Origin of the sequence: Methylopila capsulata, from assembly GCF_016907975.1 — a bacterium.
In the GTDB taxonomy this organism is placed as follows: domain Bacteria; phylum Pseudomonadota; class Alphaproteobacteria; order Rhizobiales; family Methylopilaceae; genus Methylopila; species Methylopila capsulata.
The window spans coordinates 95,179-111,373 of the sequence record NZ_JAFBCY010000003.1; the positions used below are offsets into that span (position 1 = coordinate 95,179).

Sequence of the window (16,195 nt, forward strand, 5' to 3'; positions counted from 1 at the left end):
AGACGGCGAGCTGGGTTCGACGAGGAAGGGCCCGATCGAGCTCGCCTCACGCCGCCGGAAACCGGAAGCGCGCGACCAGCCGCCTTCGCCAGACGTCGGGGATCGGGGTCTCCGCCACCGCGTGGCCGTCGTAGGCGTGGACCATGGCGGCGGGGCCGGTCGCGACGCCCGCGTGCCGCGCCGGGCCGTCGCGGCGCACGCGGAACAGCAGCACGTCGCCGGGCGTCACAGCGTCCGGCGGCAGCTCGACGAGGCGCCGGCGGGCGGCGGCGAGCAGCATCTCGGCGCCGCCGTCCTCCGCCCAGCTGCGGGCGTAGGGCGCGAGCGGCTCCGGCTCCGGGCCGATCAGCTCGCGCCAGACGCCGCGGACGACGCCGAGGCAATCGGCGCCCGCGCCGATCAGGCTCGCCTGGTGGCGGTAGGGCGTGCCGATCCAGCCGCGCGCCGCCGCCACAACCCTGTCCCCGTCGAGCGTTGCCGGCCATTCTTCATCCGGGATCTCAGACAAGCCGGCCTCCGTCGTTGTCGCCGTCGGCGCGGGCGGAGCCGGTCAGCCAGTCGTTGCCCGGCATATGCGGGAAGCCGCGGAAATTTTTATGGTTAATGAAGCGTTTACGGCAGGTCGTGAAGCTCTTGTCGCAACCCGCCGTGACGGTGAAGGCGTCGCCGACCGCGATCTCCATGGCGGGCGTCTCGGCGCACTCCGCCTCCGCCCCCTCGTAGCGCCTCAGCTCCGAGGTCGAGCCCGCGTTCGCGCCCTCGACCCAGAGGAGCCGCCCGCGCGTGAACACCGTTCCGCGCCCGCTAAGCGCCTCGGCGCGGAAGGCGCGGGCGCTGACGATCTCGGTGACCACGCCCTCCGCGCGGTGGGCGGGCGCGGCGAGGTCCACCCCGCAACGGGCGTCGCCCAGCTCCGCGTCGCAGGCGCGCTGGTAGAGCCGGCCCTGCGGCTGCTGCAGCGCGGAGGCGAGGCCGCGCAGCTCGGCCGTGAACAGGCTGCGCTCCCGCGCCACCTCGCCGAGGACGCCGGCGAACAGCAGCAGCGGCGCGCCCGCCGCCCGCCAGTCGACCAGCGAGAGCGTGACCGAGGCGCCGTCGTAGAGCCCGCGCGCCAAGTCGGTTTCGCTGAGCCCCGCGTCGTCCAGCGCGCCGACCACGTCGAGCCCGCCGGCGGCGAGGCCGAGCGCGGCTTCGGCGGCGGACGCCGTCATGCCGCTTTCCGCCCGGTAGGTCTCGCCGGAAACGACCAGGTCGCGGTCGTGGTCGGTGAAGCCCAGCACCGCCCCGTCCCGCCGCGCGAGCCGCCACAGCCGCGCGAAGGTAGTGGCGCCGGAGGCGAGCGCCGCCGCCATGGGTTCGGGAATCTCGCGCATGGGGACGCCTCTTCGACGAAGGACCGGGGTGATCTTGGGGACGCCGCGCAACCCTCTTGGCCACCCTCGGACGTCATGGTCCGGCTTGACCGGACCATCCATGTCGGGCGCAGAGCGCGACGTCGGAGATGGGTCCTCCGGTCAAGCCGGAGGACGACGGAGATGGTGGCGCGGAGGCAGACAGCGAGGCGCGGCTATCGCAGCCGGATCTCCACCACCGGGATCGACGGGATCGCCCCCGCCTCGAAGGCGGCGAGGTCGATCTCCAGCCGGTCCATGTCGAACCGCACGGGCACGTCGAACCGGAAACCCGCGGAGACCGCGGCTCCGGCCGTCGGGGCGACGTCGAGCGCGACCGCGGCCTCGGCGAGGTCGAGCGCGAAGGCCGTGGTCGGGACTCCGGCCACCGCGACCACGACCGAGTCCGCCACGGGCTTTGCGATCGGCCGGACATAGGGGTCGAAGGCGCCGCCGTAGGTCTTGGTGAGGGGGAACCGCCGGGTGGTCCCGTCGCCGGTCCCGATCGGCTGGTCGGTCGCGGAGACCGCAGCGCCCGGCGCGGAGGAGGCGTGGTCCAGGGGGTCCTTGAAGCGGAAGCCGTGGAGCCGCCCGCGCCGCTCTTCGAAGAAGGCGACGACGGCCGCGAGCTGGGCCAGCGTGCGCACGCCGAGCCCCGCGTCCCACCGCCGCCGCGAGTGCGCCCAGACGGCGTTGCGCTCCTCGAAGCCGGAGCCCAGCGTCGCGATCTCGGTCTTCCGTTCCGGCCCGCCCCGCGCGCCGCGGGCGATGTCGGTGGGGAAGCGGACGTCGTGGAAGGCGGTCACAGCCCCCGCCTCCCGCGCGCCACGGCCCGCGCAAGGGCGGCGGAGACCTGGCCTTCGGAGCGGCGGAAGCCTTCGACGTCCGGCGTCGTGATGTTGACGGTGACGGACCCGCCGCCTCCCCCGCCGCCCGACGCCACGCCGAGCCGTCCGTCCGCGCCGCGCGTCAGCGGCAGCACGGCTTCCGGCCCCGCCTCGCCGGCGAGCGCGAGCGCCGCGCCGCCGGCGGACAGCACGGTCGGCGCCGAGAGCACGCCGCCCTTCGCCATGGGCGTGACGCCGCCGAGGAGGCTCGACACGAGGTTCGAGAACATGCCCCCGACCGCCTTTTCGGCGGGCCTGAGCGCGGCCGACAGCGCGAGCTCGGAGAGCCTCGAGCCGAGCCCCTTCAGCACGTCGGACAGCGAGCGCCCCTTAACGACGCCGCCCTCCAGCGCGTCGCCGATCGCGGAGCCGAAACCGCGGGCGAGGCGCTGGGCGTCGGTCATCTCGCGGCGGAAGCCGGTCAGGTCGACCCGGACGTCGAGGGACACAGGTTCAGGTCCGGCCATGGGACGTCTCCTCGTCGGGGAAGCGGGCGATCAGGGCGGCGAGTTCGGCCTTGGCGAGCGGCTTCGGGCCGGCATGACGACGCGTCAGGCCGTCGGCTGCGGCCGCGATCTCCCGCGGGGTCGCGCGCCAGAAGGCGTCGGGGCTCAGCCGCAGCACGCCGAGGCCGAAGCCCATCAGCTCGTCCCAGGGAAAGGGCCGGTCGCCTCGCCCGGCGCGCCCTCCCCCGCCCCGCCGAAGGTCGCCTGCAGGAGGTCGGCCACCGCGCGGACGTAGCCGGCGGCGCCCTCCGCATGGGCGAGCCGCGCGACCTCGGCGTCGGCGATCTCCTCGCCCGCGCCGCGGAGGCCGCCTGCGAGGATGAGGGTCGCGTCGCGGGCGGAGAGACGGCCGCTCTCGAAACGCTCGGCCAGCGCGGTCAGGTCGGCGACGCCGAACGCGGCTTCGAGCTCCGCCAGCGCGCCGAGGGTGAGCACCAGGCGGCGCGGGCGGCCGTCGAACACGGCCTCCGTCTCGCCGCGGCGATGGTTCGCGGGCATGGGGTCGCTCCGGATTGGGGAGGGTATGGCGATTGCGGACAACCACGCCGCCGTCGTGGTCCGGCTTGACCGGACCATCCATGTCGGACGTGGAGTTCGACGCCGGGCATGGGTCCTCCGGTCAAGCCGGAGGACGACGCGTGGGGAGTGGGAATGACGGCGTCCGTCAGATCGTCGTGAAGGCCAGCGCGCCGGCGCTCTCGAGCGCGAGGTCGTAGGCGACCTCGCCGGCGTGGTCGCCCTTGTAGTCGAGGCCCGTCACCTGGAACGGCCCCTCGACGCGGCCGAAGTCGGGGATCACGATCTGGAACACGGCGGCCGCGCCGTCGAACACGAGCCCGCGCACCAGCGCGTCGGAGGCGTCGTCGCGGAAGACGCCGGCGCCGGAGACGCTCGCCTTCTTCACCCCCGCCCCCGCCAGCAGCTCCCGCCACCGGCCGGCGCTTTCGGAGTGGGTGACGTCGACCAGCTCCGCGTTGAACGACAGCGAGCGCGAGCGCAGCCCCGCGACCGTCGTGAAGCCGCCCGCGCCGTCGGCGATCTTGAGCAGCAGGTCCTTGCCCTTCTGGATGGCCATGCGGGTGTCCTTTGATGGAAAGTAGACGGGAAGGCCCCTCACCCGGCCCTGCGGGCCGACCTCTCCCCGGCGGGGAGAGGTCGGAGGGCGCCAGCCCTCCGGGTGAGGGGGTGCTTAGCCCGAAGGCTCAGCCCAGCGGTTCGGTGACCGCGCGGAACGAGACGGTCGCGCGGCGGAGGCCGTTGTCGGCGGCGCGGCCGGAGTCGGTGAAGCGCCAGGCGAGGCTCGCGAGGCTGTGGCCTTCGGGCGCGAGCGCGGCGCCGTCGAGCCGTCGCACCAGCCGGTCGGCGATCTTGAGCGCCTCGGCCAGCCCGCCCTCGCGCGAGACCACCTCCAGCGCGAACAGGTGCTCCTGGACGGGCGCCGCATCGCCCGAGAGGTCGCGGGTCTCGACGCCGCCGAGCGCGACGTAGGGCGCCGCGGCCGCGCGGGGCGGCTCGTCGTAGACGCGGGCGGCGCTGAGCAGCGCGATCAGCGCCACGTCGGCCACCACGTGCTGATACACGGCGGCGCGAAGCGACAGGGTGGAGGAGATGTCGCTCATGGCGTGGTCTCCTCGCAGAGCAGCTCCTCGAACCGGCCGTCGGCGTCGGCGAGCCGCACCGAGAGCACCTCGAACGTCCGCTCGCGCCAGAGCACGCGATGGCCGCCGGTGAGGTCGCCCCGGGCGCGCAGCGTGATCCGGTAGAGCCGCGCGAGGCCGAGCGCGAAGCCGCGCTGCGTCTCTGCGGCGTTCAGCGGCTCGACGCTCGCGAAGGTCTCGCCGGCGGAGGCGAAGCTGCGGGCGACGCCGCCGGCGCCGTCGGGCGTCTCGACCGGCGCAAGGATCTCCACCCGCCGCCGCAGCGCGCCGAGGGGAAGCGCGACCACGCCGCTCACAGCCGCAGCTCCCGGTAGGGCGCGAGGAGGCCGGCGACGTCGGCCGGCGGCCCGTCCCCGGCGCTCCGCCGCTCGAAGCCGTCCGCCACCAGCCGCCGCAGCGCGAGCCGCAGCGACTCCGGAACCTCGTCCGGCTCGCCGTAGCCGCAGGCCATGTCGATCTCGACGATCCGGCCGACAGGCAGGCGCCGCAGCAGCGTCAGGCGCTCGGCCGCCCAGTCGAAGCGCCAGTCGGCGGGGTCGAGCGCGTCGAGCCCGCCGTCGGGGCGGCGCACGCGCACCTCCTCGACGTCGCGCACGGGGCGGGGCTTCAGCGCGATGACGCCGTCCCCGGGCGCCGCCACGTCGAGCCGCCAGCGCTGGGCGACCAGCACCCGCCGCGTGAGGCGCTCGACCGCGTCGCGGGCCGAGGCGGCGAGCGCGAGCACGAGGTCGTCCTCGGCGTCGTGCTCCAGACGCAGGTAGGCCTTCGCGTCCGCCAGACCGAGAGGCTCGGCCGCGGGCGCGGTGAGAAGAACGGCGGGCATGGGCTTGGGTCTCTCGAAGCGGCGCGGCGGATCTGCGGAGGACGCGGGCGTCCCTCCCCGGGAACTGGGGAGGGTGGACGGGCGGAGCCCGGCCCGGTGGGGTGGGCGGCCGGGCGAGGCTCCACACGAACGTCGCGCGCTACGCCAAAGACCCCACCCGACCCCGGTCTGACGGCCGAGGCCACCCTCCCCGCGCTTCCGCGCGAGGAGGGATGAAGAGCCTCAGCTTGCGCTGAACCGCAGCGTCTTGATGGCGTCGAAGTCCTGCACGCCGCCGCCCACGCGCTTGGTGGTGTAGAACAGCACGTAGGGCTTCGAGGTGAAGGGATCGCGCAGCGTGCGCACGCCGATCCGGTCCACCACCAGGTAGCCGCGGCGGAAGTCGCCGAAAGCGATGGCGTGGGCGTCGGCCGCGACGTCCGGCATGGCCTCGGCCTCGACGAGCGGGAAGCCCATCAGCGTGGCCTCGGCGCCCGCCGTCGCCGGCGGCTCCCACAGGTAGCGGCCGTCGGCGTCCTTGAGCTTGCGGACGGTCGCCTGCGTGCGTCGGTTCATCACGAAATGGGCGTTGCGCCGGTAGCCGGAGCGGAGCGCGTAGACGAGGTCCAGCAGCCGGTCCGAGGGGTTGCTGGCCGCGAAGGCGCCGGCGGCGCCGGTCGCCACATAGCCGATGGAGCCCCAACTCCAGCTCGCGTTCGCCACCTTGTCGGGCGTGAGGAAGCCCTGCGGCCGGGTCACGCCGTCGCCGGTGACGAAGGCGACGCTCTCCTGCTCGGCGAAGGCGGTCTCCACCTCCTGGGCGATCCACTGGTCGAGGTCGACCGCGGCGTCGTCCAGCAGCGTCTGCGTCGCCGCCGGCATGGCGAACAGCTCCATGGCGGGGAACGCCAGCTCGTCCAGCGCCGGCGTCGCGGACTGGGCGCGGGCCGCGGTCTCCGCCGCCCAGCCGGAGGCGAAGCCCTCGGTCGCGAAGGGCTTACGGAACACCGAGGACGTTACCTGCTGCACGCTGGCGATGGCGCGGATCGGCGAGACCTCCGCCAGCTTGCGGCCGATCTCGCGCTCGGTCTCCTCCGGCACGAGGTAGCCGCCCTGGGCGTCGGTCCCGGCGACCAGCGCCTTGGATTCCAGCCCTTTCAGCGAGGACACCTCGCCGCGCCGGACATAGGCGTCGAACGCCGCCTTGTGCTCGCGGGTCACGAGCCGCGCAGGCGCGCCCGCCGCCTCCAGCGCCGGCCGGCGGCCCTTGAGCGCCAGATCGTCCAGCAGTCTCTGCTGCCGGTCCAGCGCGTCGTCCAGCCGGGCGAGCTTCTCGCTGGTCACCGGGTCCGGCGACAGCCGCTGCTCGATCTCGGCCAGGCGCTCGTCGTTGACCTCCTTGAAGCTCTCGAAGGCGCGCATGAAGTCGTCGAAGGCGTGGACCACCTCGAGGCTGGAGGGCGCGGCGCCCGCCGCCTTGGTTTCGGGCGAGGCGAAATCGGAAAACGTCATGGACGAAGACCTTTCGGGCTGAGGAAGCAAGGCGCGCCTTTCCCGATCCCGACCTGGAGGTCGGGGCGAGGCTTGCGCAAATGAGATCGAAAAGCGGCCGGCGCCGTCCCCCGCGCCGTCATGGTCCGGCTAGTCCGGACCATCCATCTAGGGCGTCGAGCCCGACGCCGACTGTGGGTCCTCCGGTCAAGCCGGAGGACGACGGAGAGCTTGGGGACGCCGATCCGGGTCAAGCCGGCGTGGGTTGGAGGAAAGGAGAAGAGCCCTTCACCGCGCCGACGCGGGCGTCGGGCAGCATCGGGAAGGTGACGACCGAGATCTCCCAGAGGTCGACCTCGACGAGACGGCGCACGCCGCCCGGCTCGCGGGCATGGCGGACGGGGCGAAAGCCGATGGACAGGCCGTCGAGCCCGCCCTGGCGCAGCAGGGCGTGCACCTCGCGGGCGCGGGCCACGGCCATGTTGAGCCGGCCGCGGACGCGCAGGCCGCGCCGGTCCTCGGCGAGGCTTTCCCAGGCGCCGATCGGCTCGGCCGGATCGTGCTGGAACAGGAAGCGCACCCCGCGGGCGCCGCGCCGGGCGAGGCTCGCCGCAAAGGCCCCGCGCGCCACCCGGTCGCGGCCGAGATCGACCACGTCGAACAGGCTGGCGTAGCCCTCGATCGTCCCGTCCGCGGAGACGGCTGGGGCGACGGGCAGGCGCTTCAGTTCGGGCGCGACGGCGCGCGGCCGGCGCAGAGCTGGCGTCATGGAAAGCTCCTGATGATCGGAGGCGGAGAACCGCAGGACGATCGCAGCGACCGAAGATCGAACCGCAGGCGGCGTGGCCGTCGGCTCACCCCGCCCCGTACCCCACCGCCGCGCGCTTCTCGTCGGCGGTGAGGAAGTCCGCCGCGCCGACGCGGCGCCAGAGCGACTCGCGCTCCTCGGCCAGCGCCTCGATCGCGTCGAGGTCGGGCGTCAGCGTCAGCGCCGCGCCATAGGCCGGCGACAGCCAGCCGGCGAGATTTTCGGCCAGGCGGCCGAGCAGCGGCAGCACGGTCTGGCGCCACAGCGCGCGGTTGGCCTCGCGGTAGTTGGCGTAGGTCGCGTCGCCCGGGATGCCGAGCAGCATCGGCGGCACGCCGAAGGCGAGCGCGATCTCGCGCGCAGCCCCGTTCTTGGCGGCGAGGAAATCCATCTCCTGCGGGGAGAGCGACAGCGGCTTCCAGTCCAGCCCGCCGTCGAGCAGCAGCGGCCTTCCGGCGTTGGCGGCGCCGGAGAACTGCGCCTCAAGCTCCTCCTTCAGCCGCTCCACCTGGTCGTCGGAGAGGCCCGCGCCCTCGGCGCCTTTGTAGACCAGCGCGCCGGAGGGCCGGGCGGCGTTGTCGAGCAGCGCCTTGTTCCAGGCGGAGGCGGCGTTGTGCAGGTCGAGGGCGGTCGCCGCAGGCTCCAGCGAACTCAGGCCGTAGTGGTCGTCGAGCGGGTGGAACAGCGTCAGGTGCAGGATCGGCGGGACCGGCTCGGCGCGTTGGTCGAAGCGCACGACCTCGGCCCCGACGCGGTACTCGTAGGCCTCGGGCCAGCCCTCGGCTCCGGGGACGACGCGCATCCGGTCCGGCCGCAGCGCGTGAAGCTCGCGGACCTCGTCGCCCAGCGTCACCGCCTCCACATAGGCGTTGCCGGCGATCAGCAGCTGCGACGCCAGCGTCTCGACGAGGCCCGCCCGCCCCTGCCGCGGGTTCGGGCGGTCCAGCAGCGCCGCGAGCGGATGGCCCTCGAGCTCGCGCCCGGCCTCCATCAGCGTCAGCGGCGTGCCTCCGGCGGCCTCCGCGACCAGGCGCACCGCGCGGTGGACGATCGGGTTCCGCTGGTAACCCTCGCGGGCGAGGCTGGTCGGATCGCGCGGGCTCCACACCGCCCGGCCGCCGCCGTGCAGCGCGAGCAGGCCGCCGGCGCGGGAGGCCTTCGCCTCGGGCGCGCGGCCGAGAAGGCGAGCGAAGGGAAACGCCATGGCGCTCTCCATCTGGTGGGCGGAAACGGGAACCCCTCGCGACCGGTCGGAACGATCGGTTCCGGCGGCGCGTTTTTTCGTCAGGACGCGGCTCCGGCATGGGCGGCCGCGTCGGCCACGATCAGAGGAGCCAGCCATGAAACGGCGCATCGCACTGGCGCTCGCCACCGCGGCGCTCTTGAGTTTCCCCTTCGAGGCCTACGCGCAGAGCGGAGGCTCCGGCGGCGGATCCTCCGGCGGGTCGTCGTCGTCCGGGTCCGCCGGCGGCGGATCGTCGACGAGCGGCTCGGGCGCCGCGGGCACGACGGCGCCGGGCGCCACGGCCCCGCGGACCGGCGGGACGGTGGGGACCGGCGCCGACGAAGCCCCGGCGAAGCAGGGCGGCCTCGAACGCGGCTCGGGCGGCGTCGCGGGGCGCAACGGCCAGGGCGGCGGCTCGACCGTGGGGTCGAGCGAGAACAAGGCCGACGATCCCTCGCTGAACCAGGGCATCTACCGCGATCCGAAGAAGGCCGGCCGCGGCGAGCGCTGACGGCCGGCTTACAGCCGCAGCACCCGCGGGCCCCTCCCCCGGGCGCCGAGCATCAGATGCGTCACAGCCCAGACGAGGGCGTCGACGCGGTCGGGCGAGCGGCCGTTGGCGAGGCCGTCGAGGCCGAACGCGGCCATCTCGTCCTCGAGCGCAGGATGGGCGCCGACATGGGCCACCCGCCCTTGCGCGTAGAGAGCTGCGACCGGCTCGGCCCTCAGCCATTTGCCCCGCGTGGCCCTGACGGCGACGACGGGCACGCCGGGGTCGACCTGCGCGATCACGGAACGCACCATCTCGCCGCCCTGGTTCACCTCCGCCACCAGCGCGTCGGCCTCGAGCCGGCGGTGCAGCGCGACCGCGCGGGCGGCCCAGAGCTCCGGCCGGGCGGCGTGGGCGGTTTCGTCCGCCAGCACATAGGCCCGGTCGTTCGCGCCCAGCCCCACCGCCACCAGCCCGCAGGCGTCGGAGCGTTTCCCGCCGCCCGCCGGCGGATCGACGGCGACCACGATGCGCTTCAGCTCCGGCGCCTCCCGCACCCGGGAGCGCTCGATCGCCTCGCGGCTCCAGAGCGCGTCCTCGTCGTCCTCCAGCAGCTCGCCGTCGAGCTCCTGCCGGCCGAGCCGGGTGCCGGCGTAGGTCCCGACCACCGCTTCGAGAAAGCGCGGCGCGAGGTTCGCGGCGTTCATCCGCGTGGTCGCCCGCGACACCGCGGTGGCGGGGTCGGCCAGCAGCCGCTTGATCAGCGGCACGGCGCGCGGCGTGGTGGTCGCGAGCTGGCGCGGCCGCTCGCCGAGGCGAAGTCCGAACTGCAGCATGTCCCATGTCTCCTGCGGGTGGCGCCATTTGGCGACCTCGTCGCACCAGGCGGCCTCGAACTGGGGCCCGCGCAGCGCCTCCGGATCCTCGGCGGAAAAGCCCTGCGCGATCGCGCCGTTCGGCCAGACGAGGCGCTTGCGCGTCGGCTCGTAGCTCGGCCGTTCGGCCGGCGGGCTCACCGCCAGCAGGCCGGACACGCCGTCGATCATCACCTCGCGCAGGTCGGCGTAGGTCTCCGCCACCAGCGCGATGCGGCCGACCGGAGCGGCCGCGAAGCCCTCCCGGCCGAAGACCAGCCCCCGCACCCACTCGGCGCCGGCGCGGGTCTTGCCCGCGCCCCGCCCGCCCAGCATCAGCCAGGTCGTCCAGTCGCCGGCCGGGGGCGTCTGGTCGGTCCGCGCCCAGATCGGCCAGAGGCCCGCCAGAGCCTCGACGTCCCTAGGCCTCAGGGAGGCCAGGAACCTGTTCGTCGTGCTCGGCGCGCATGCGAGCAAGTCGGCGCGCAAGCTCGTCCCGGAGGGCGTCGACATCGACGGGTCCGCCATTCTCGTCCCCCCGTCCGCCGGCGCGCGCCTCGTCCCGATCGAGCGCGGCCAAATCCTTCAGCGTGCGCACCAGCGCGCCGAGCGTCTTGGCGGCCCGCTCCGCCTCGTCGAGCCCGCTCCCGCCGGATTTTGCGAGCAGCGGCTCGATGGCGGCCAGCCGTTCGTCGACCCGCAGCCGCAGCCGGCGCACGGTCTCCAGCCGATCGACCGCCGGCCGGCCCCAGCCTTCGCGCGCCACCATGCGGCAGAGCGCCTGACCGGAGACGCCGATCCGCTGGGCGATCTCCGCCTGGGTCAGGCTCGTGGTCTCGATCAGCCGCCGCGCCTCGGCGATGGTCTCGGCGGACGCACGCGGCTTCGGCCCGGCTTTGGGCGCAGCGTCGAACTCCGTCATGGAAGGCCTCCCTCTCGGGGCGTGGAAGGCGTCGCCGCCGTCCCTCGCCCGCAGTTCTGGAGCATGGGAGAAACCTACCCGAGCAGCGTCACGCTGTCAATGCATATTTTCCTAGTTAGGATTTTTAGCTGATCAGGAGCGGAGCTTTGTGGGAGGGCCGGCGGCGCGCTGGGTCATGGCTCCGATGACTTGGCGGAGCCGGCTTAGGCCAATCTGGAGGCCCGCTGCGACGCGCGCTACGTCACGCACTCCGCGCCGGACCGGTAGGCAATGCGCGGTCTCGCCCGTTAACCGCCCGTGAACCGTCTGAACCGGAGATGAACCTTATTATTAGAATAAATTCAGAATGGCTGAGCTAACGTCGCGCCGCGTCCAGGGTGTCCCCCGTCCGAAAGACGCTGCGCCGGAATTCCGCCCCTCTCCGGTTCAGGCCCCTTAGACGATGCTCAACCGTTGGGGAGCGGTTGAGCGCCTTTTCCGCTCCCTGCGTTTGGGTTCACCCCGTCCGGATCGTCGCGGGCCAGCGGTTCTCGAGCCTTGTGGAAGCCTACCCAGCGAGCGTCGGGCGTTCGGGTCTAGCCAGTCACGGCAAGCACCCGCGCGCGGATGTCGACGCGCGGGTCACGCGCGAGCCGGGGGCGAAGGTCAGCGGCCAGCGCTCGGGCGCGGGCGGCGGCGCCCGGCTGGGCGTAGGCGTCGCGGACGGCCGCGCGGAAGGCCTCCGCGCTGCGCTCCTCGCGGGAAACGACCCGCATGACGCCCGCCTCCGCAGCCCGGCGGGCGTGGTAGCCCTGCTCCAGATGCTGGGGCGCCGCCACCTGCGGCAGGCCGGCGCCGAGGCCGAGGCACAGGATGCCATGCTGGCCCGCGCTCAGCAGCAGGCGGGTGCGGCGGGCGATCAGATCGACAGGCACGGGGGCGGGCTCGACGGTCACGCCGCGGGCCGCGAGTCGCGCGGCGTCTGCGGCGTCGAGGCCGGGGATGAAGGCCCGGGTCGGGGCGCCGAGGTCTTCCAGCGCCTCCATCAACGCCGGGTTGCCGCGCTCGGTGGTGGAGAAGTAGACGAAGATCTCCTCGCCGGAGCCGTCGGAAGGGGCGGTCGGGAGATCGGCCACCGGCGGCAGCAGCGGACGCCTCCTCAGCCCGTCGTAGGGATCGAGCATCGGCAGCGTCCGCGCGAGCTGGTCGTCGGACGCATAGACCGCCGGCAGCCGGTCGATCTCGGGAACGCCGAGCGGCGTGGCGGCGCGGTTGACGGCCGCGACGATGTCGCGCTCGTCGTAGAGCCGCTCGGCGTGCTCGGGCATGAAGATCGGGAACGCGGCCATGTCCGGCGGCGGGCAGGAGTAGCCGACGCCGATCGCGACCGCGGTAACGCCGAGGCCACGCGCGGCCATCAGCGCGCAGGGCGCGAAGTCGCCGACCACCAGCGAGATTTGGCGGCAGCGGATCACCTCCTGCCACCAGGCGATCTGGCGGCTCAGAAACCCGTCGTCGCGGAAGCCGAGATCCCCGAGGAACTCGCCCCAGGTGGCGGTGGGGACCCTGCCCGGTCCACGACGGCGGGACTCGTCGGGCTGGAAACTCGCGCCGGGAAACACAAGCTCGCAGACCGGATCGAGCTCGGCCGCGTGCTCCATCCGGCACAGGGCCGCGTCGAAGACGAAACGGTCGCCGAGGGCTTCGGCGACCGTTTTCAGCGTGACGACATGGCCGCGCCCGGCCCCGCCTTCCCACGCGAGCAGCGCGCGGCGCATGGCTTACTGCGGGTAGCAGGGACCGCAGGAGCTTTCGCCGCCGCACGTCGGAGGCGGCGGCGGCGGCGTGACGCCGGCCGACCTGCGCTTGCGCGAGGAGGTCGCGAACAGGTCGTCCTTCAGCCAGTTCGGCGGGTCGCTCTCGCGGTGACGGGCGATCAGGGTCTTGTCGCCGCCGCCGAAGTAGACCTTCAGGCCGCCCCAGACCGCCTTGTAGTCCTTCTCGCCGAGGCGCCCCTCGACGAAGGCCGAGGAGTCGAAGCCGGCGACCGGCAGCGCGATCTCCGTGCCAAGCGCCGCGGCGTGCTTGCGGCCGGTGTAGCGGTGGCCGGCCGAGACCTTCCAGTCGTCGGTGACGTAGTAGCTCACGTCGACATAGTCGAAGAACGAGCCGCCCTTGCGGGTCCGCTCGGTCGCGCTCGAACCGCCGCCGATGCGCTCGTAGCCCAGCACGCCGGACAGGGTCAGCCGGCCGAAATAGGCCTCGCCCTCGGCGCCGATCTTGGCGTTCCACGAATTGAGCCGGTCGTCGAAGCCGATCCCGGAGCCATAGACGCCGAACAGGTAGCTCGCCGGGTCGCGGGTGAAGAGATGGCCGGCGCCGCCGCCGACGAAGTCGCCACGCTTCGACGCCGCGATGCCGTCGACCTGCGCGCCGAAGCGCTCGCCGAGCGGCAGCGTGACCGAGGCCAGCCCGCCGCCGACGAAGTCGCCGCTGCGGCCGAAGCGGCCATCCGCCCAGCCGCCGAAGCCTTCGACCTTGCCGTTCAGCACGTCGACCGCGGGAGCGAGCCCGGCGCTCTCCGAAAACATGTCAGCGGCCCGAACCGGCGCCCCCGCGCCGAGCGCAAGCCCAATCGCGGCGCCCGACAGGAGCGCCGTCTTCAATCTCATGTGCATGTGATCTCGCTCCCCCCGGGCGAATCGTCAGAGCCAAAAAGAGACCACACTCCTCGTGCGCTGACCAGCGTCCGATCGGATGATCCGGGGGTCGTCGGTCAGCCCCTCGCCCCGCCGCTCGCGCTGCGCAGCTCGGGGGCTTGGCCGCCGGTCAGGAGGCCCAGGAGGTCGGGCTCGGAGAGCGGTCGCGCGAGGTAGAATCCCTGAACCTCGTCGCAGGAATCGACGCGGAGCAGCATGAGCTGCTCGGGGGTTTCGACGCCCTCGGCGGTGACGGTAAGGCCCAAAGCGCGGCCAAGGCCGAGGATCGCCTGCACGATGGCGCGCGCCTCGCCGCGGGGCCCGAGATCCGCCACGAAGCGGCGGTCGATCTTGATGGCGTCGAACGGGAAGCTGCGGAGATAGCCGAGGGAGGAGTAGCCGGTTCCGAAATCGTCCATCGCCAGGCGGACGCCGAGGGCCTTCAGCTCCAGCATCACCGCGCGGGCTCGGTCGGCGTCCTCGATCAGCACGCTTTCGGTGATCTCGATCTCGAGCCGGCTGGGCTCCAGACCGGAGCTGAGAAGCGCGTCCGCCACGACGGCCGCGAGCTGGTCGTCGCGCATCTGGACAGCGGACACGTTCACGGAGACGCCGATCTCCGGCCAGCGCGCGGCGGCGGCGCAGGCGGCCCGCATCACCCATTCGCCGATCGGGACGATCAGCCCGGTCTCCTCGGCGAGCGGAATGAATTCCGACGGGCTGACCAGCCCGCGGGTCGGATGGCGCCATCGCAGCAGCGCCTCGGCCCGACGGACGCGCATCGAGCGCGTGTCGTAGCGCGGCTGGAAGTCCAGCGTGAACTCGCGCCGCTCAAGCCCCTGCCAGAGCTCGGCCTCGAGCTTCCGGCGCCCGAGGATCTTCTCGTTCATTTCGCTTGCGAAGAAGCGGTAGGTGCCCCGGCCGGCCTCCTTGGCGCGGTAGAGCGCGAGGTCGGCGTGCCGCATCAGCTCGCCCGCGTCGCAGTCCGGCTCCGGCATCGCCACGCCGATCGACAGGCCGACGCGGACCTCGCCAAAGGCGTGCCGGATCGGCGCCGCCACGGTCGCGATCAGCCGCCGGCAGAGCCGCTCGACGCCCTCCTGGTCGAGGCCTGCGGCCACAACCACGAACTCGTCGCCGCCGACCCGCGCGACGAGGTCGCCCTCGGGCAGGCTGCGGCGCAGCCGCTCCGCGACCTGCTGCAGCACCTCGTCGCCGGCGGCGTGGCCATGGGCGTCGTTGACCGGCTTGAAGCGGTCAAGGTCGAGGAACAGCAGCGCCGGGCGCGCCGCCGGGTCCTGCAGGCGCTCCTCCATGTGCCGGTCGAGCATCAGCCGGTTCGGCAGCCCGGTGGTGGCGTCGTGCATCGCCTTGCGCTCGACGTCGCGGTAGGCGGCCTGGAGCCGGCGTTCGCTCGCGCGGATCAGGCCCGTCGCGCGGCGGGAGTCGTGCACGAACAGCGCGAGCAGGAAGGCCATGGCCGCGCCCGCGCAGAACACCAGCGGCAGCACCATGTCCACCAGTCGCCGGCCGGGGCGCTCCGGGTCCCAGCGCAGCGTGATGGGAGAGCCGTTCTCGAGGGCGAGACGGACGGACGGCGCGGCGGCGGCGTCCGCCGCGTCCCGCGCGACGCGGAGGTTGTCGACGAAGTAGCGCGACCCGAGCGCCTTCAGCCGCGCCGGCGTCATGCGCTCCGCGAACAGCATCACGGAGGCCGGCCCCGGGACCGGCGTCACCGTCCAGTCGGCGCCGGTCGAGATCGCCGCGGCCGAGACGATCGCCGGATGGCCGCCGACCGTCAGCAGGCCGGGCGTCGGCGCCGTCGCGTTGTCGCCGGCGGCCTGACGCGCGCGGGCGATCAGGTCGGCGACCGAGGGGCCAAACGTGTCCTCGACCGTGGAGGAGCTCAGGGCGCCGTCGACGAGCGCGTAGCGCGTCTCTCCCGCCGGTCCCACCACGAAGACATGGGTGAACCCCAGCCGGTTGAACACGGTGTCGCCGAGGTTGGCCTGGGTGTAGGCCCAGTCGATGTCGACCCGGACATGCAGGTTGGCGTAGGCCGCGCCCCAGGCGGCGTAGTCCTCGAGCGTCGTCGCGAGCAGGTCCCGCCGCCCCTGCCAGGCGTGGCTCTCGAGCGCGATCGAGCGCCGTTCGGCGGTGACGTCCTGGTCGTCGGCGATCCAGGTCAGCAGCGCGAAGGCGACCACGAAGGCGAACACGATCGCCCCGACCAGCGCCGTCATGGCGCGGCGCCCCAGCGCGGCCGCCGCCGCGGCGTCCTGATCATGCGACATCTTCGCTCGCCCCCGATGCGGGGGGCATCCTGGCGCCAAAGACTAAAGATTTCGGCGCCGCGACCCGCTCGGCGGCCTGTTTCGCCGGGAGCTTGAGGGCGGATCGCCCAACGGCGTCGCAGATTGCGCGGGCGCCCGGCAGAAAGTGCCGGGCCGGTTAACCCGTCGTTAACCACGGGAGCGTCAACT

At 73.5% G+C, this 16,195-nt stretch carries 19 protein-coding genes; 1 reads left to right on the forward strand and 18 read right to left on the reverse strand.

Going from position 1 to position 16,195, the window contains the following annotated elements:
- Window positions 1-46 precede the first annotated feature (46 nt).
- The 13 genes from JOD31_RS11655 to JOD31_RS11715 form a co-directional block, all read right to left on the reverse strand.
- Window positions 47-508, reverse strand: a complete 462-nt coding sequence (locus JOD31_RS11655) for an NlpC/P60 family protein (RefSeq protein WP_204950532.1) — start codon at window positions 506-508, stop codon at window positions 47-49.
- Window positions 501-1,373 (reverse strand): DUF2163 domain-containing protein, encoded by an 873-nt coding sequence (locus tag JOD31_RS11660; RefSeq protein ID WP_204950533.1) that lies wholly within the window; start codon window positions 1,371-1,373, stop codon window positions 501-503. The genes JOD31_RS11655 and JOD31_RS11660 overlap by 8 nt, the downstream gene beginning before the upstream one ends.
- 194 nt (window positions 1,374-1,567) lie before the next feature.
- Window positions 1,568-2,197, reverse strand: coding sequence for a DUF2460 domain-containing protein (locus JOD31_RS11665; protein ID WP_204950534.1), 630 nt, complete (start codon window positions 2,195-2,197; stop codon window positions 1,568-1,570).
- The gene (locus JOD31_RS11670) at window positions 2,194-2,745 is read right to left on the reverse strand and encodes a phage tail tape measure protein (RefSeq protein ID WP_204950535.1); all 552 of its coding nucleotides are present in this window, start codon (window positions 2,743-2,745) and stop codon (window positions 2,194-2,196) included. Before JOD31_RS11670 ends, JOD31_RS11665 begins: the two co-directional genes overlap by 4 nt.
- Window positions 2,732-2,920 carry a phage tail assembly chaperone gene (locus JOD31_RS11675; protein WP_204950536.1) on the reverse strand — a complete coding sequence of 63 codons (189 nt, stop codon included), beginning with the start codon at window positions 2,918-2,920 and terminating at the stop codon, window positions 2,732-2,734. The genes JOD31_RS11670 and JOD31_RS11675 overlap by 14 nt, the downstream gene beginning before the upstream one ends.
- On the reverse strand, window positions 2,920-3,282 hold the full coding sequence (locus JOD31_RS11680; RefSeq protein WP_204950537.1) for a gene transfer agent family protein: 363 nt from the start codon (window positions 3,280-3,282) through the stop codon (window positions 2,920-2,922). Before JOD31_RS11680 ends, JOD31_RS11675 begins: the two co-directional genes overlap by 1 nt.
- A 166-nt stretch (window positions 3,283-3,448) precedes the next feature.
- The gene (locus JOD31_RS11685; RefSeq protein WP_204950538.1) at window positions 3,449-3,859 is read right to left on the reverse strand and encodes a phage major tail protein, TP901-1 family; all 411 of its coding nucleotides are present in this window, start codon (window positions 3,857-3,859) and stop codon (window positions 3,449-3,451) included.
- A gap of 127 nt (window positions 3,860-3,986) precedes the next feature.
- Window positions 3,987-4,403 (reverse strand): DUF3168 domain-containing protein, encoded by a 417-nt coding sequence (locus tag JOD31_RS11690; protein ID WP_204950539.1) that lies wholly within the window; start codon window positions 4,401-4,403, stop codon window positions 3,987-3,989.
- Window positions 4,400-4,738, reverse strand: a complete 339-nt coding sequence (locus JOD31_RS11695; protein ID WP_204950540.1) for a phage head closure protein — start codon at window positions 4,736-4,738, stop codon at window positions 4,400-4,402. The genes JOD31_RS11690 and JOD31_RS11695 overlap by 4 nt, the downstream gene beginning before the upstream one ends.
- Entirely contained in the window at window positions 4,735-5,265 is a 531-nt protein-coding gene (locus JOD31_RS11700; RefSeq protein WP_204950541.1) for a head-tail connector protein, read from the reverse strand. The genes JOD31_RS11695 and JOD31_RS11700 overlap by 4 nt, the downstream gene beginning before the upstream one ends.
- A 222-nt stretch (window positions 5,266-5,487) precedes the next feature.
- Entirely contained in the window at window positions 5,488-6,756 is a 1,269-nt protein-coding gene (locus JOD31_RS11705; RefSeq protein WP_204950542.1) for a phage major capsid protein, read from the reverse strand.
- A 229-nt stretch (window positions 6,757-6,985) separates the two neighbouring features.
- The gene (locus tag JOD31_RS11710) at window positions 6,986-7,504 is read right to left on the reverse strand and encodes an HK97 family phage prohead protease (RefSeq protein WP_246482476.1); all 519 of its coding nucleotides are present in this window, start codon (window positions 7,502-7,504) and stop codon (window positions 6,986-6,988) included.
- Between the two features lie 85 nt (window positions 7,505-7,589).
- Window positions 7,590-8,747 carry a phage portal protein gene (locus JOD31_RS11715; RefSeq protein WP_246482477.1) on the reverse strand — a complete coding sequence of 386 codons (1,158 nt, stop codon included), beginning with the start codon at window positions 8,745-8,747 and terminating at the stop codon, window positions 7,590-7,592.
- A 136-nt stretch (window positions 8,748-8,883) separates the two neighbouring features.
- Here JOD31_RS11715 and JOD31_RS11720 point away from each other — a divergent pair, with 136 nt between their 5' ends.
- Window positions 8,884-9,279, forward strand: coding sequence for a hypothetical protein (locus JOD31_RS11720; RefSeq protein WP_204950544.1), 396 nt, complete (start codon window positions 8,884-8,886; stop codon window positions 9,277-9,279).
- Window positions 9,280-9,287: 8 nt separating this feature from the next.
- Here JOD31_RS11720 and JOD31_RS11725 read toward each other — a convergent pair whose 3' ends face one another.
- The 5 genes from JOD31_RS11725 to JOD31_RS11745 form a co-directional block, all read right to left on the reverse strand.
- On the reverse strand, window positions 9,288-10,625 hold the full coding sequence (locus JOD31_RS11725; RefSeq protein ID WP_428980908.1) for a DNA-packaging protein: 1,338 nt from the start codon (window positions 10,623-10,625) through the stop codon (window positions 9,288-9,290).
- The gene (locus tag JOD31_RS11730; protein WP_204950545.1) at window positions 10,534-11,034 is read right to left on the reverse strand and encodes a hypothetical protein; all 501 of its coding nucleotides are present in this window, start codon (window positions 11,032-11,034) and stop codon (window positions 10,534-10,536) included. Before JOD31_RS11730 ends, JOD31_RS11725 begins: the two co-directional genes overlap by 92 nt.
- Window positions 11,035-11,609: 575 nt before the next feature.
- Window positions 11,610-12,791 carry a glycosyltransferase gene (locus tag JOD31_RS11735; RefSeq protein ID WP_204950546.1) on the reverse strand — a complete coding sequence of 394 codons (1,182 nt, stop codon included), beginning with the start codon at window positions 12,789-12,791 and terminating at the stop codon, window positions 11,610-11,612.
- A gap of 3 nt (window positions 12,792-12,794) precedes the next feature.
- Window positions 12,795-13,691 carry a hypothetical protein gene (locus tag JOD31_RS11740; protein ID WP_204950547.1) on the reverse strand — a complete coding sequence of 299 codons (897 nt, stop codon included), beginning with the start codon at window positions 13,689-13,691 and terminating at the stop codon, window positions 12,795-12,797.
- 98 nt (window positions 13,692-13,789) lie between these two features.
- Window positions 13,790-16,006, reverse strand: a complete 2,217-nt coding sequence (locus JOD31_RS11745; protein ID WP_204950548.1) for a putative bifunctional diguanylate cyclase/phosphodiesterase — start codon at window positions 16,004-16,006, stop codon at window positions 13,790-13,792.
- Window positions 16,007-16,195 lie beyond the last annotated feature (189 nt).